Origin of the sequence: Gimesia fumaroli (assembly GCF_007754425.1) — a bacterium.
Taxonomy (GTDB): domain Bacteria; phylum Planctomycetota; class Planctomycetia; order Planctomycetales; family Planctomycetaceae; genus Gimesia; species Gimesia fumaroli.
Genome location: NZ_CP037452.1, coordinates 6,372,339 through 6,387,159, shown reverse-complemented (window position 1 = coordinate 6,387,159; position 14,821 = coordinate 6,372,339). Strand labels below are relative to the sequence as shown.

At 50.4% G+C, this 14,821-nt stretch carries 13 protein-coding genes; 1 reads left to right on the top strand and 12 read right to left on the bottom strand.

Annotation, left to right across the window (positions count from 1 at the left end; genetic code table 11):
- Positions 1 to 7 precede the first annotated feature (7 nt).
- From Enr17x_RS24280 to Enr17x_RS24235, 10 genes are all read right to left on the bottom strand, one after another.
- On the bottom strand, positions 8 to 196 hold the full coding sequence (locus tag Enr17x_RS24280; RefSeq protein ID WP_145312261.1) for a hypothetical protein: 189 nt from the start codon (positions 194 to 196) through the stop codon (positions 8 to 10).
- Positions 197 to 454: 258 nt separating this feature from the next.
- Complete coding sequence (locus Enr17x_RS24275; protein ID WP_145312260.1) at positions 455 to 868, bottom strand: VOC family protein; 414 nt, start codon at positions 866 to 868, stop codon at positions 455 to 457.
- Positions 869 to 895: 27 nt separating this feature from the next.
- On the bottom strand, positions 896 to 2,041 hold the full coding sequence (gene mqnE, locus Enr17x_RS24270) for an aminofutalosine synthase MqnE (protein ID WP_145312259.1): 1,146 nt from the start codon (positions 2,039 to 2,041) through the stop codon (positions 896 to 898).
- A 108-nt stretch (positions 2,042 to 2,149) separates the two neighbouring features.
- A complete protein-coding gene (locus Enr17x_RS24265; RefSeq protein ID WP_145312258.1) occupies positions 2,150 to 3,013 on the bottom strand; it encodes a UbiA-like polyprenyltransferase in 864 nt (287 codons plus the stop codon).
- Positions 3,014 to 3,148: 135 nt separating this feature from the next.
- Positions 3,149 to 4,021: a DUF1570 domain-containing protein gene (locus Enr17x_RS24260; protein ID WP_145312257.1), complete on the bottom strand. Its 873-nt coding sequence runs from the start codon at positions 4,019 to 4,021 to the stop codon at positions 3,149 to 3,151.
- A 56-nt stretch (positions 4,022 to 4,077) separates the two neighbouring features.
- Positions 4,078 to 4,407, bottom strand: a complete 330-nt coding sequence (locus tag Enr17x_RS24255; protein ID WP_145312256.1) for a hypothetical protein — start codon at positions 4,405 to 4,407, stop codon at positions 4,078 to 4,080.
- Between the two features lie 120 nt (positions 4,408 to 4,527).
- The gene (fmt, locus tag Enr17x_RS24250) at positions 4,528 to 5,529 is read right to left on the bottom strand and encodes a methionyl-tRNA formyltransferase (RefSeq protein ID WP_145312255.1); all 1,002 of its coding nucleotides are present in this window, start codon (positions 5,527 to 5,529) and stop codon (positions 4,528 to 4,530) included.
- A 137-nt stretch (positions 5,530 to 5,666) separates the two neighbouring features.
- Positions 5,667 to 6,257: a peptide deformylase gene (def, locus tag Enr17x_RS24245; protein WP_145312254.1), complete on the bottom strand. Its 591-nt coding sequence runs from the start codon at positions 6,255 to 6,257 to the stop codon at positions 5,667 to 5,669.
- A gap of 276 nt (positions 6,258 to 6,533) precedes the next feature.
- Positions 6,534 to 6,827 carry a hypothetical protein gene (locus Enr17x_RS24240; protein ID WP_145312253.1) on the bottom strand — a complete coding sequence of 98 codons (294 nt, stop codon included), beginning with the start codon at positions 6,825 to 6,827 and terminating at the stop codon, positions 6,534 to 6,536.
- An 85-nt stretch (positions 6,828 to 6,912) separates the two neighbouring features.
- Positions 6,913 to 7,923, bottom strand: coding sequence for a hypothetical protein (locus Enr17x_RS24235; protein WP_145312252.1), 1,011 nt, complete (start codon positions 7,921 to 7,923; stop codon positions 6,913 to 6,915).
- 631 nt (positions 7,924 to 8,554) lie between these two features.
- Here Enr17x_RS24235 and Enr17x_RS24230 point away from each other — a divergent pair.
- Positions 8,555 to 9,499: a sugar nucleotide-binding protein gene (locus tag Enr17x_RS24230; RefSeq protein ID WP_198000770.1), complete on the top strand. Its 945-nt coding sequence runs from the start codon at positions 8,555 to 8,557 to the stop codon at positions 9,497 to 9,499.
- A gap of 77 nt (positions 9,500 to 9,576) precedes the next feature.
- On the opposite strand, the gene Enr17x_RS24225 is transcribed toward Enr17x_RS24230, so the two are convergent.
- Positions 9,577 to 11,010 carry a DUF1501 domain-containing protein gene (locus Enr17x_RS24225; protein WP_145314142.1) on the bottom strand — a complete coding sequence of 478 codons (1,434 nt, stop codon included), beginning with the start codon at positions 11,008 to 11,010 and terminating at the stop codon, positions 9,577 to 9,579.
- A gap of 76 nt (positions 11,011 to 11,086) precedes the next feature.
- A complete protein-coding gene (locus Enr17x_RS24220; protein ID WP_145312250.1) occupies positions 11,087 to 14,191 on the bottom strand; it encodes a PSD1 and planctomycete cytochrome C domain-containing protein in 3,105 nt (1,034 codons plus the stop codon).
- Positions 14,192 to 14,821: the final 630 nt, after the last annotated feature.

Here is a 14,821-nt window from a genome sequence, read left to right as displayed (position 1 = left end):
AATCCGCTTATCGCAGGTCTTTCCAGGCATCCCAGCAGAGAAACAGAACCAGTGCGGCTGAGATGAGGAACATGATATCCATCATCGTGCTGCCTCGAAATGGGATGCCAGCAATGATATCTACCAGAGCGAGAACAGCCACCAGTCCGGAAGCGGCCATTGAGCCCATGATCATTTTTTTGGGTGCATCCGTCATTGCGATCCCTGTCCCTCTCTACTCGTTCTTAAAGCTATGTGGTTGTTAGATGTCAGTCTGAGCTGCGTTTTCTTACTACTTTTTTCTCGGGGAGAGCTGATCTAAGCTCTTTGTATTTCAAGTATACCGTATCATCTGATGGAATTTCCAGTCGATTCTGATGCTTCTGGCAGCTTAACGATTTCTTGAATCGCTCCCTGCTGAACGAATACCTGAAAAACCGTTAAAATGCTGATATTCGGAGTGAGCTAAGACCGTTCAAGCCAGTGAGCAGAGTTCGATAATATGGCCGTCCGGGTCATTCACGAAGGTTTGCGTGGCACCATCGGGTCGCGATTTGGGGGGCGAAACAATGGGGATTTCCCGGCTGACGGCTTTCTCATAAGCTTGTTTTGCATCGTTAACCTGAAACGCAAAATGATGCGTGCGTGTGTTCTGATCGGGGTCGAGATTGCCGGCTTTTCCGGATTGATCATGCTCGAGGATCAGATGAATTTGCTGATCGCCGATTTGGAACCAGTGCCCTTCAAAAGAGAACCCCGGGCGTGGAACATGTTCCATTCCCAGAAAATCGACGTAGAACTGGCGAGATGCTTCCAGGTCTTTTACGACCAGTGTGATATGGTCAAACGACTGTACCTGAATGGAGTCAGAAACGGCAGAATCGGTCATGGGGAGTCTCTCCTGTTTTGAAATCATTCACGAAGCGGCGGAGGTCAGAATCGGTTCGCCGACACTCCAGTCAGCGCCTTCTCTGACGATGTGACGGTAGAGTGTATCACGTTCGACGGGAATTCGGCCTGCTTCATTGATCAGACGGTGTAATTGTTCGACAGTCAGACCTTCCGGAGTTTTGGCGCCGGCGTCGTGATAGATCAGTTCATGAACCACGGTCCCGTCCAGGTCGTCTGCTCCAAAGCTCAGTGCTGTTTGTGCGGTCTTTTCGCCGAGCATGATCCAATAGGCTTTGATGTGGTCAAAGTTGTCGAGCATGATTCGTGACAAAGCGATTACTTTCAGGTCCATCAGTCCCGATGGTTTATGGATCTCTGACATGCCTGTATTTTCGGGATGGAATGCCAGGGGAATAAATGTCTGGAAGCCGCCGGTTTCGTCTTGCAGCTCTCGCAGGCGGCAGAGATGGTCGATGCGATGCTTGGCCTGTTCATAGTGGCCGTAGAGAATGGTGGCGTTACTGCGCAAGCCGAGGTTGTGGGCTTCGTGGTGAACTTCGAACCAGCTTTCTGCATCGGCCTTGTGCTCGCAAATCTGTTCGCGGACTTCGGGGTGAAAGATTTCTGCGCCCCCGCCCGGCATGCTGGAAAGACCGGCTTCCATCATCTGTTCCAAGACCCAGCGTGTCGGCTTTTTGGTCATAAAACTGAACCAGTTGATTTCCACGGGTGTCCAGGCTTTGATGTGCAGTTCGGGATATTCTTCATGAATCACGCGAACCACATTCAAATACCAGTCAAATTTTTTCTGATGGTGCAGGCCTCCCACGACGTGAATTTCCGTTGCGCCGGTAGTCCGGGCTTCCTGAACACGTTCGCGGATCATGTCATCGGTGAAGGTGTAGCCACGGGGCGATTTCAGGTCGGCCCGGAATGCACAGAACTTACAGCGATAGACACAGACATTGGTTGGGTTCAAATGAATGTTGGTATTATAGAACGCGAAGTTACCGTTTTTGCGTTCGCGAATCTGATTGGCCAGTGCACCCAGCGTCAGAATATCGACTTTCTCATCCAGGAAGACGCCTTCATCAAAAGTGATGCGTTCGCCGGCTTCGACTTTGCGGGTAATGAGATCCAACTGTTGTTGTTCGGTTTGATTTAGATTCATCAGACTGACTGTTGATTCTTTATTGCTTTTCAGGTGTTCAAATGAGTTTGCTGCGGTCGCAGAGACCGCGCAACAGAGACTTACTTTATTATTACGATTCAGGCCCGCTTATGCGAGCCAGACATCGATCAATCCCACAAAGAACAAACCAATACTGATGACGGCATTCACGTGAAAAAAGGCGAGATTGACGCGTCCCAGATCGTCGGGATTCACCAGCAGGTGCTCGTAGATCAACAGGCCTGCCACAGCAAGAACCGCAATCAGAAAGGGAATTCCCAATGCGGCGACGTACCACAGACTGAACAGGCAGACGATGGTCAATGCGTGGCTGAGCATGGCAAAACGGAGTGCTTTTCTGATTCCCCAGCGTGAGGGAATGCTGGAGAGCCGGGTTTCCTGATCGAAATGGACATCCTGACACGCGTAAATAATATCGAATCCGCCAACCCAGAAAAAGACGACCAGTCCCAGCAGTATCGGTTCCAGTGAAAGACTGCCGCGAATGGCGATCCAGGCGGCAAGTGGTGAGAGCATCAAAGCAGCGGAAAGCCAGTAGTGGCACCAGATTGTGAAACGCTTGGCATAGGAATAGCCGAGCAGAAACAGCAGAACTGGAATGGACAGATACAGGGGCCAGCGGTTGGGTAAGAACAAGAGCGTCGAGGCGATGAATGCCAGCGATGTCAGCAGTGTGAAGAGAAACACCGCGCGCACACTGATCAGACCGGCGGGCAGATGGCGGCTTTGGGTGCGTGGGTTCTGAGCGTCGATATCGCGATCGACGAGTCGATTAAAGGCCATCGCTGCGGAGCGGGCAAACAGCATGCAGAGCAGGATGCCGACCAGTTCTTGCCAGCGAACCGTTTGGCCACGCCAGGCCAGTACTGCGGAGAGCAGTGCAAACGGGAGTGCAAAAATGGTATGGCTGAAACGAATCAGTTCCAGCAACAGGCGCAGTCGGGCCAGCATCTCATTTATCCAATATCACGGGGGCGTCGTGCAGTTGAGGGCATACTTAACTGCTGCATCTTAGCTGATTATCAGACATCACCCAAGTCAGCGGGACGCGAAACTGCTCGTGCTTTGCGGGAAAGATGAACCGATTTAGCGTGAGGGGAACGTATTTAACGAGGCGACGTAGTTTACAAACCGCTGATCGACGCCCGGGATATCACGGGGCAGCCGTGTGCTCAGTTCTTCGGGATGATTGTTGGTTCTCAGTTCCGCCAGATATTCAAGCAGTGTGTCTCGCGTTTCCGGCGTGCTGTTCAACATGAAATGTACCCAGGCCCAGGCTTCCTGATAGTCAACCCGCTGCATCTGTGAGACTTTTTCCAGTTGCTCAAGACGTTTCATATCGGGTTTCCAGCCGTTATTCAGGGCGGTGGAAAGCCGCGAAGCATGATCGCGGTTAACTTGTCCGGGCGTATTGCCGGCGACTTCAAAGTATTCCGCCAGTCCTTCATCGAGCCATAAAGGGACGGTTTTCAAGCTGGCGTGTAACAGACCGTGCGTGAATTCGTGCCGCAGGTCTTCCTGAATGCGCTCACCCCAAAATGTATAGACGGCCAATTCCTTGGGAGTTCCCACGAAGTAGGCACGGCGGGGAGGCAACCCCGGGTAGGTCATGTCCAGATAATTTCGATATTCTTCCTGATTGGTGAAGAGGTAGACGGTGACCTGTTCGCTGTTGAGTGGAATACTCAACGTTTCAGCGACGTCCTCACGGAGCTTGATCAAATCCTGAAACAGTTCATGGTCCTGCCCGAGTTTGAAATCACTAAGGACAATGAGCTGTTCCGCACTTACGCTATGCCGGGCCGGTAGATGGACTGTTTGATTTTTGGCAGCACTACGACAGCCTTGAGTCAACAGCAGGCACAACAACAGACAGAGACTCAAAGTCAGTGCTTTGAGTATTCGTTGAGACTTCCTGTTGGAAGACTGATTCGGTCTGTTGGGTGCTTGTCGTTTCACAGTTTGGGATCGTTGTCTATTTGCGCGTTGATGGAACTGACATTCGAGGCTTTGATTTAATAACGTTGGGACGGAGTCTGGGTGTTTTCAGCAGAACGTTTTTTAGGGGCACTCTGAAACAGGCCGTCGAAAAAACCGTTCGACGCTGATTTAATGATGAGATTTCCTTTGCCATTCTCAACCAGGGATTGCGCTAACTTAGGATGGCTTTTCCATGTCGTTGCTTTCCAGTCTCTGATGTCGGCATAGGTGTCGTGCAGGCCGGCTTGCGACTTGGGAATGAAAAGCCAGCCTTCCTTGGATTGCACAATATGAAACTCAAACGCGGCATACATGCCTCCGGCTCCAATCATCATGAAGATCAGAGCCGCGATAATTCGGCGCATCTAATTCACTTCCTTGTGTTTATTAATACTGCATCGCCTCAGTTCAGGGGCGGGATCATCTCAGAAACGGGAAAACGCGGCAAGAGTGAAGTTGCTGAATTACAGTGATTTTGCGTTCACTTATCCTTGCTCTGCGGGAGGGTTTCCAAAGTGGTCTCCAGGGTTGATTTTCCTGCCACACAAGAACTGGCTGGTCTGCATGGGCCGTTTTCCCTGAGGCTGAATCTGTTTCAGTTCCAGCACTCCCTTGCCGGTGCTGATGAGGACTCGTTTTGTATTGGCAAAGATCACTGTGCCTGGGGCGGAATTCTGGAGTTCCTGATCGAGATTCAGTTCGCCTATTTGCTCTGAATTGAGTAGTTCCACATCCAGTATCAATAATCGAAGTGGTTCCTGCTCTGGTTGCTGGAGAAATGAGAAGGGATTAGGCCAGGGCTGCATCGCCCGAACGTGACATGCGATTTGCGAAGCACTCTGGTTCCAGTCGATGGCGCCTTCCTGTTTATCGAGAGTGGGCGCAAATGTTGCTTCAGTATGATCTTGTGGTGTTTCTTTCAGTGTTCCCTGTTCGATTTCTTTGAGTACATCCAATGCGAGCGGGGCGGAGAGTTCGGCCAGTCGGTTCTGGACTTCGCCCGTGGTTTCTTTGGGGCCGATAGAAGTTTCGACCATTGCTGCAACCGGACCGGAGTCGAGAGCGCGTTCGATGCGAAACAGAGAAACGCCGGTTTTGATTTCGCCGTTTCGAATGGCGTACAGAATGGGGGCAGCCCCACGGTATTTCGGCAATAGTGAGGCGTGCAGGTTAAAGGCCCCGTATTTGGGAATATCCAGAAGTTCTTGTGAGAGAATCTGTCCGTAAGCGGCGACTAAAAACACATCCGCATCAAGTTGCCGCAATTCTTCCAGCGATTCCGGCGTATTGATTTTGGGAGGCTGAAACACAGGAATTTCATGTGCGAGTGCGAGCTCCTTCATGGGATTTTTGTGCCGATGATGGCCGCGGCCTGTTCGATCGGGTTGGGTATATAGCCCGAGTACCTGGTGTTCGGAATCAATCAGCGCCTGAAATGCGGGGATGGCGAACGTGCCGGTTCCCATCATGACAACTTTTAAAGGCACGGCGGAGTCTCCTCAAGGCGGCGATGTGGACCATTCCAGTCCGTCGCAGAAAACCGGGGTATTGTATCAAACTCTAGCGGGGCGAACTGTGTTTCGGATAGCTCAAACAGCGAATCAGTTAAAGTGCGTGATTCGATTTATCCCAGCGCCTCTTCAAGCTGTTGCAGTTGTTTACGAATTTCCTCGTCAGACGGGTACTCGCCGGACTTCTGTTTATGTCGAAATTCTGATTCGAAATCGGCGATCAGTGCATCCAGTTCGACTCGTTTCGTATCCACCATTCGATCCGGAAACATGATGCCGTCAAGGTGATCGAGTTCGTGCTGGACCGCACGTGCGGCGAGATCATCGAGTGTGATTTCGAACAACTGGCCATCCAGATCATAGGCCTCGACGGTGATCTCTTCTGATCGTTTCACGTCGCCATACACCTGGGGCAGGCTCAGGCAGCCTTCTTCGCCTTCCGTGGTCCCTTTGCGTTTAGTGATTTCCGGATTGATGAATACGAATTCTTCTTCGCTTTCATTAGGATCGGATGTCAGATTAATCACAAACAGACGGTAGGGAAGTGCGACCTGATTGGCAGCCAAACCGATGCCCCGCGCTTCGTACATCAACTCAAACATGGTCTTTACGGTATCGCGCAGTTCGGGCGAGATACTTTTGATGAGTTTGGATTTCCAGCGGAGGGCGGGATGAGGATAATTAACGATTTCTAAAGCAGCCATAATTACAGATACCCGGCAGGGTATGATACTCAGATAAAGTTCGCAAATAACAATCGTCTCTGCCCTACCGAACTATTCGCGCAGAGGAGAAAACAGAGGACGTCATTACCTGTATATCAGGGCTGATCGGTAGATACAATCCATACGTCTGCGAACAATAGTATTGTTGCAGTAATTTTGCTGAAATCAAGCCGGGAAACTGTCTGTTTTCCCCATCGGCCTGAACCAGGCCGAGTTGACAAGCGCCCAACAAAAGGACCTTCTCACGTATTTCGTTTAATACATGGGAAGTGGATCAAGTGGTGCAGATGCGGTTGTGGGAACACTTCCCTGAATCACAGGTGCACTCGCTGTAGACTGATAGGTATTGTAAGTGTTGTAGGCTCCCTGTGGTGTATATGTTGGAGCGCCAACGCCACAATTTCCCGAGGAACATCCACCACCGCCAAAGGGAGCAGGTGCCATCGTGGGACCATAATTACAGCTTCCGCAGGTGCCTCGTCCGCATTGACATCCTGTCGTCAGGGTAATTAACGCGAGACCCAGCATCATTAAACCAAAACGTTTCATTTGAACAATCCTTTTCTACTACAATGTCGCGATCAAAAAATTCAATCGCTGAGAATCAATCTGTGATGTGGAATAGTTAGTCGATTTACGAAGCGACCGAAGCCGCCGGTTTCTTAAAGTCGATTGGAAACAGACTGGAATTCACGCCAGCCCAATGTGCAGTAAATCCTCCGGGGTGTCGTTCCGGATTGGCTGCGAACGCAATCGTTTCGTCTCTGATTTCATTCACTCCCAGAGAGAGTGAGACGGTCGCGGAATGACGACCTTTCCAGATTTGCAGTCCGGGGTGAAATCCCTGGATGTTTCCTGAAATGATCGTTTCCCAACCGGAGGCAATGTGGCTGATGCTCACGGAGAGCTGACGCCTTAAATTCCACCAGCGGAAAAATGTTTCCAGCGAAGTGACCCAGACCAGCGGTATCTGTTTTCGATCCAGGCCGATCTTCTGGAACAGCTGATTGAGTTCTTCTCGTGACGGAACAGACGGTAGTGAAACCGGCAGTCCCTGTCGGTATCTGCTGATCAGTTCGACGCGAAGTTTACGTTGTGTCTGGCTGTCTGATTTTCCCTGCCAGTCATATTCTGCTTTTAAATGCAGCATTTCCAGCGGGACTGTCAGCGGGCTCATGACATTGGAGAATTCTCGAAATTCTTTGCCTAAAGCCGATTCGCCATAACAGATAACACCCTGATAGGGATAAGGAAAATCTGCCAATCGAATCCAGGCACCGCCTGTTTGCTGTACTCTTTCCTTCAGTTGAATCACCAGGGCCGAGTTGAACTGTTCGCTACCCGTGTTGGATTTCGTTCCTAACTCGTGTTTAAGACGACCAACGGCTGCTTCACTGGTGAATTCAGAGAGATCGACGACCGGGATTTGACAGTGAGAGAGAGTCTGTAAATCCTGGGCATTGAATGTTTTCTGAGCTCCCACCAGTAACAGGTTCCAGTTGGAAGTCTGGTAGCCGGCAAGCTGGGCCAGATCTTCATGGAGTTCGGCGACCGGCAGTCCCATTTCGCGCAATCCTTTTACGACAGGTGTAGCAACCCCTGCTAAAAGAATCGGGTATTCCGGTAAATGACGCGAAACGGACATTGTCTGAAAAGTCTTTGTGAGAAGGAATCGTATCAGTGAGTGCTTGCGTTTCGTACGCAAGGTGTCACTGCTGTTTCAACACGAAAGGTAAATGGAATCAATTAGTTTGACGGGTAATCAGTGTGGGAGGTGAGTGACAGGCCTGTGGATCAGGCGCAGAGATCACTAATGTGAGGCGGGAAGATATTGCTTTTCAAAAGGCAGGTCAATACGAAAGAAAGACAATGAAATAAAAAAAACGACAAACCTTTAATCTTTTTTTCGATTTCGATTTGTTTTTTCGAAAAAATATTTCAGGTTTCTGTTCCAGAGGAGGGATTTTTGAGGAGGAATCGCGACTGTCTCAGATTCTCGATGCTTGATATGGGTTATGTATTATAGGTGAAGCAAGCAGAATCGATTCACGTTTCCGAGCCGAAACAGGGGTATGAAATTCTCTTTCAAATTGGGGTTGGTGAAAATCAGGAATGCCAACTATAATCCGCCTCTCGCGAAACAAAGGGATTGTTTTGTGAGTTTGATTACCGAGTTCTAAATCTGTTGAAAAGAGACAGACTTGTGATTTCGGAAATCAGAATAAGAACAATGTACTGACTGATATAACAACAACGTCATAGCATGGAGGCGCGGCGTGGAAACAGTTCTGGTTATTGGACTTGATACGGTTGCCGGAGCAAATATTGCAACCTGCTTATCCAGTCGATATCGGGTTGTAGGATTAACTTCAACGACACCGGTTTCCATCCAGGGATGCGAAACTCATACTTATCTGGAAGATGATGTCGAGACAGCCGAGCATTGGTTGTCCCTGGCTCGTCCGCAGTGGGTTGTGTATTGTGGCGTAGCAGCCAACTCTGCCTGGTCGGTCGATCCTGGAAAATTCTCCGCGAACGATCCAGTCGTGGCGGTGCGAAACTGGGTGAATGCTGCGGAATTGCATTCGGCCCGCTTTACCCACATCTCTTCTGATGCCATCTTTACCGGTCCCTGGATGTTCCATGAAGAGGACTGCCAGGGAGTGTGTGAAAGCGAGCAGGCAGAGATTCTTCGCGCCATCGAACGCGAAGTCAGCCTGTGTGATAATACATTGATTATCAGAACCAATGTCTTTGGCTGGAACCCGGCAACATACGGGCCTGGCGAGATTGAAAATCTGGTACAAACTTTGCAAGCCGGCACCTATTCCAAGCTGGATTGCTATCGGCATGCCACTCCACTGTTAGCGACGGATCTGGCTGCGATTATTGAACATGCCTATCAGGAACGATTGACGGGCATCTTCCATGTAGCAGGCGGCGAACGAATCAGCCCTGTAGAATTCGTCCAACGACTGGCGGCGACATTTGGATTAACCGTGCCTGTGCTGCCTCGTGCGAATGTGCTCAATGAACGTACTACCGGCTTTGCCAATGGTGAGACTTCACTGCACACCCGCAAAATTCGTCGTGCGTTGAGCATTTCGATGCCGATGCTGGATGACGGTTTGCAGCGTCTGTTCGATCAGCAGCACAATGGTTTCCTGAATCGTCTGAACGATGCCCCCGTTCGACAATACGAGCAGGAAATTGCCGCTTAAAGCAATCAACGAAAAAGATAAACAAAAACCCCTTGCGTATTCGCACAAGGGGTTTTCTTTTTTTCAGGTCTGATTTTCTAGGCCAGGATTTTCTTGACGATTTTTGCCGGATTGACGCCGATTAAGCGTTGATCAAGTCCCTGAAAGCGGAATGAGAGTCGTTCCGGATTCAAGCCAAGCAGATGTAAAATTGTGGCATGCAGATCATAGACGGGAACTTCGTCTTCAATGACATTAAAGCCGAAATCATCAGACCGGCCGATGGTCGTGCCCCCTTTAATGCCGCCGCCAGCCAGCCACATGGTAAAGGCATTGGGGTGATGATCCCGGCCATCGTTCCCCCCCTGCACCATGGGAGTCCGTCCGAATTCACCGCCCCAGACAACAAGCGTATCTTTGAGCATACCACGTTGTTTGAGGTCTTTAATCAATGCTGCTGAAGCCTGGTCGGTGGCTTTACAGTTGTTTTTCAAGCCTCCCACAAGACCGCCGTGCTGATCCCAGGATTCATGGAATAGCTGGATGCAGCGTACGCCACGTTCGACGAGTCGGCGGGCGAGCAGACAGTTATTGGCAAATGAACTTTTACCAGGTTCGGCGCCATACATTTCGAGGGTCTGTTTTGTTTCCTGGGTGATATCCATCACATCGGGAGCACTGGACTGCATGCGGTACGCCATTTCGAAGGAATTGATCCGGGTTGCGATTTCAGGATCGCCAACCTGCTCCAGATGATTCTGGTTCAATGCTTTTAAGGTATCGAGTGAATCACGCTGTAATTGCTCAGAGACGCCGGGAGGATTCTTGAGGTAAAGCACGGGCTCCTGGCCGCCACGGAACATGACGCCCTGATGAACGGTGGGCAGAAAGCCGCTACCCCAGCAGGAACTTCCGCCACTCGGGCCTTTATTTCCGGAACTGAAAACAACAAAGCCCGGCAGGTTTTTGGATTCGCTGCCCAGTCCATAGATGGTCCAGGCACCCAGACTGGGTTTGCCGAAGAGCTGTGAGCCGGTTAACGCTTGAATTTGAGCGGGTGCATGATTGAAGGCGTCGGTTTTCATACTTTTCACGATGGCGAGATCGTCGACGACTTCGGACAGATGCGGCAGGATTTCCGAGAGTTCCGCACCGCATTTGCCATGTTTTGCAAATTTAAATTTAGGGCCGAGGAATTTCGAGTTGGGATTGATAAACGCGGCCCGATAGCCTTTGAGAAGTTCTTCGGGGGGCAACTTGCCGTCAAATTTTCCCAAGACCGGTTTGTTATCAAACAGTTCCAGATGGCTGGGCCCTCCGCCCATAAACAGGAAGATAATATTCTTTGCTTTGGGGGGATGGTGTGGCTGGCGGGGTGCTAAGGGGTCTTCAATTTCACCAGTTTTTGCGGGAGCCGCGTAGCCGGATTCCTGTAACATCTGCTGTAAGGCGATGGCTCCCACACCGACGCCGCATTGTTGCAGGAACCAGCGTCGTGCGATGGGGTGGGCCGGGTGTTGATTTTGATTCATCATGCTTTACCTGTTTTATTCTGACAGTAAAATCACTGCGTTTTTTTGAGAGAACAGTTGCTTTGAAAGCCAGTGATTATTCTTTAGTAATCGTTTCATCCATATTGAGCAGGACGCGTGAGAGCGCGACCCAGGCTGCGAAATCTGTCGTATCCGTTTTTGTTTTTTTCTGTGCGGAAATCTGCCTGGCTTCTTCCGGATGTTCAGCGAAATAAGTGCGTTGCCTGGTCAGAAACTGGTTTAATACCTGTTTTTCAGACGCGGAAGGAGAACGGGAAACACAGCGACGAAAAGCGGTTTCAATGCGTTGTACGTCTGTCGCGTCCTGTTGTTTCAGTGCCGTTTCTGCCAGTCCGTTTGCGCATTCCATAAACAGGGTTTCGTTGAGGGTGGTTAACGCCTGCAAAGGCGTATTTGAACGAGTCCGTTTGACGGTCGAGATATCACCATTGGGTGCATCAAAGGCTGACAGCATGGGATAAGGAACCGAGCGGAAGCGGAACGTATAAATTGCTCGCCGGAAGCGATTATCGTCTTTTGCTTCGATCCAGGTTTTGGGTCCGTAGCTGGCCGGCTTTTCGAACAGAAACGCGGGGGCCGGCGGGTAGACGGACGGGCCACCGACCTGAGGATTGAGCAGGCCACTGGCTTTGAGTGCGATGTCGCGGACGATTTCTGCATCGACTCGATAGCGGGGGCCGCGGGCAAAGAAGCGGTTGTATGGATCTTTCGCATAGAGTTCCGGACTGACTTGAGAGGACTGTTGATAGGTGCGCGAAGTTACGATCAACGTGTGTAACTTTTTCAGGTCCCAACCCTGATCCATAAACCAGACCGCCATCCAGTCCAGTAGTTTACGGTGTGTGGGAGCAGCGCCCTGTGAGCCGAGATCTTCGCTGGTACTGACGATGCCTTTCCCGAAATAGGCCTGCCAGACGCGATTCACGATGGCACGTGCGGTGGTCGGTGATTTGCGATCGACGAGCCAGCGGGCAAACGTCAGACGATTCACCTGAGTATCCTGGGGTAATGTGTTGAGAAAGTCGGGGACTCCCGGCTGGACGACCTGTTTCTTTTTAAGGAAGTCGCCGCGATCCAGCAGGTGCGTCGATCGGGGGTCAGGTCGTTCCTGATACACCAGTTGAGTGGCGCCTTGGGGGTGCTGTTTCCAGAGGGCTTCGATTTCGTTATTTTCAGCTGTCCATTCCGGGACGGTTGTACGCCAGTAGCTGAAGACCTGATCCTGTTGTTGTGGTGTGCGCTTCGTGTGGGGAATCTGCAGAATTTGTCTGACCTGATCAGGAACCGGATCGGCTTTGGCGTTTGCAGATTTGCTGTAGGAGATACGGAAACGTCCCAGATTCATAGTTTGATTATCGTCGCTGTTCCAGCCTCCATGCATCTGTACCAGACTGATTTTAAGTTTCGTACCTTCCGGATAACCAAATGGTTTTTCTGCACGAAAAACAGCTTCACGTGGCTGATTGAAGCGTCCGGGACCGGCATCAATGCCCCAGGCTGTGGTGTTATCGCCGTCGATGGCATATGCCACGGGGCCTGTAAAACCGCGGACTCCTTTTTTATCACTGTACTTTGGTGGCAGTTGCTGTCGTTCATTGCTGAAGTCGGCGGTGGCTTCGGAGAATTTGACGCTGGTTGTCTGTTTCGGATCTTTCGGATTGACGACCGTGAGTTTGATATCAGTCAAAGCACACAAGCCTTCGATCGACCGCCCGGGACCGCCTGCAGGCAGGTTGGGATGATTTAAAAGTTCGAGTCGAATCGCTTTGATTTCAGAAGCATCCACGGTAGCTTCAAAATTGGATGTGAATTTTGAGGGGGCATAACCTTGCGCCAGCATCGAATGATCGGGTTGATCGAAATAGCGCTGAGAGTTACTGTCGGTATTGGTCAGCTGCAACACAGTCCACTCAGGCTGATTTTGTTTAACTGCTTGTTCCCAGGCGGCCATTTTTGCAGGCCAGACAGGCAGCTTTGCTTTGAGTGACTGTTCGATCGTATCGATTTGCTGAAAGAGCGACAGGCGTTTTTCCTGTTCTTCATCGGTGTAGCCGCGAATACTGGCTTCGTAGGAATTATTGATGCAGGCAAAAATCTGATAGTAATTTTCCTGGGTCAGGGGATCATACTTGTGAGTGTGACATTGACCGCATTGCAGAGTCAGGCCGAGCACGCTTTTGCCGATGGTATCCATTCGATCGAACATGGCTGCCATCCGGAACTCTTCAGGGTCGATGCCCCCTTCTTCGTTGAGCATGGAATTTCGCATGAAGCCGGTGGCAATAATCTGATCCTGTGTTGCGTTGGGCAGCAGGTCGCCGGCGATTTGTTCGAGAATAAACTGGTTGTAAGGCATGTTCTGATTGAAGGCGTCGATAACCCAGTCACGATAGAGCCAGACCTCGCGTGGAGCATCTTTTTCATAGCCGTTGGAATCGGCATAGCGGGCGGCGTCCAGCCAGATGCGGCCCCAGCGCTCGCCGTAATGCGGTGAAGCAAGCAAACGTTCGACCTGTTTTTCATAGGCGCTCGGGGCTTTGTCGTTTTGAAATTGATCGACTTCCTGAATACTGGGCGGCAGGCCGGTCAGGTCCAGACTCAGCCGCCTGAGGAGTGTGATGCGATCGGTGGGTTGGGAAAACGTTAACTGCTGTTGTTCCAGTTTTTCCAGCACAAAAGCATCGATCGGATTTTGAACGAGCTGTGGTTGTTGGACGTGAGGCAACTCTGGTTTTTCAGGAGGTTGAAAGGCCCAGTGAGAGGCCCAGGGAGCACCAGCGGCGATCCACTTGCGGATTTTTTCAATGTCCGATTTAGACAGTTTCTTACCGGAATCAACGGGTGGCATTCGTTCGTCGTCGTCGGTAGAAATCATGCGTTGATAGATCAGACTTTCGGCTGGTTTACCCGGGACAATCAGTGCGTGTCCGTCATGCGAACTGAAGACACTTTCTTTTAAATCCAATCTCAGTTCTGCTTCGCGGTGTTCTTCATCGGGGCCATGGCAGGAGAAGCAGGCGTCGGATAAGAGCGGGCGAATGTCGGTTGCAAAATCGAAATCGTCTGTTGTTGTTTCCGTTTCTGCAGAGGCACTCTGAAAAAGAAATACAACGGAAGCGATCAGGCAGAGTAATAAAAATGAGCACGTTCGAACGACCATAATTCTTCTTTCGGTCAACCGCTGAGAGTCGAAATTCAGTGCCGTGATGCAGAAAGAAACGAGACGGTTGTTGACAGACATTGGAGTCTGATCAAAGCAACTGCAATCCCGGATTTTCTGTTAAGCGGAATGATTTCCAAGTCTCAAAACCAAACACGAGTGAATACCGGTCCGCCACTTTACCCAAAGTGGGGTAGCTCAATCGCAGTGTAACTCTAATTGAGCAGGTGACTTAAGCCAGGCAAAGGTGGGCGGGCTGCCTGGCGTTTTCTTACCTTGATTATAGGCGGCGCGACATGGGAAATTCAAGTTTTGTCTCTCATCGGCTCGGTAATTCACCAGACATAATTATGAAGATTTGCGCGAAAACCTTGCTGTATATTCATTAAACCATAACAAAAGGCCCCATTTGATCAATTTTGCTACGAATTATTCATTGGTTCTTAACAGGTCGGGTGGAAAAAACTTCACACACGCTCGATATCGTACTCTCAATTGAAGATTTCAGCCGGCAACGAAAACTTCAAGGCAAAGTAAGAGATTGAATTCAATCAGAAGTGAAAAGAAGAAGTGAGTTTCAGGGGGGACAGATCAGAATCAAACATCAACAGCCTAATTGATGGGGATGAC

Coding starts and splice junctions, on each gene's coding strand:
- Enr17x_RS24280 (WP_145312261.1), bottom strand. CDS start 196: ATGACGGATGCACCCAAAAAAATGATCATGGGCTCAATGGCCGCTTCC.
- Enr17x_RS24275 (WP_145312260.1), bottom strand. CDS start 868: ATGACCGATTCTGCCGTTTCTGACTCCATTCAGGTACAGTCGTTTGAC.
- mqnE (WP_145312259.1), bottom strand. CDS start 2,041: ATGAATCTAAATCAAACCGAACAACAACAGTTGGATCTCATTACCCGC.
- Enr17x_RS24265 (WP_145312258.1), bottom strand. CDS start 3,013: ATGCTGGCCCGACTGCGCCTGTTGCTGGAACTGATTCGTTTCAGCCAT.
- Enr17x_RS24255 (WP_145312256.1), bottom strand. CDS start 4,407: ATGCGCCGAATTATCGCGGCTCTGATCTTCATGATGATTGGAGCCGGA.
- def (WP_145312254.1), bottom strand. CDS start 6,257: ATGGCTGCTTTAGAAATCGTTAATTATCCTCATCCCGCCCTCCGCTGG.
- Enr17x_RS24240 (WP_145312253.1), bottom strand. CDS start 6,827: ATGAAACGTTTTGGTTTAATGATGCTGGGTCTCGCGTTAATTACCCTG.
- Enr17x_RS24235 (WP_145312252.1), bottom strand. CDS start 7,923: ATGTCCGTTTCGCGTCATTTACCGGAATACCCGATTCTTTTAGCAGGG.
- Enr17x_RS24225 (WP_145314142.1), bottom strand. CDS start 11,010: ATGAATCAAAATCAACACCCGGCCCACCCCATCGCACGACGCTGGTTC.
- Enr17x_RS24220 (WP_145312250.1), bottom strand. CDS start 14,191: ATGGTCGTTCGAACGTGCTCATTTTTATTACTCTGCCTGATCGCTTCC.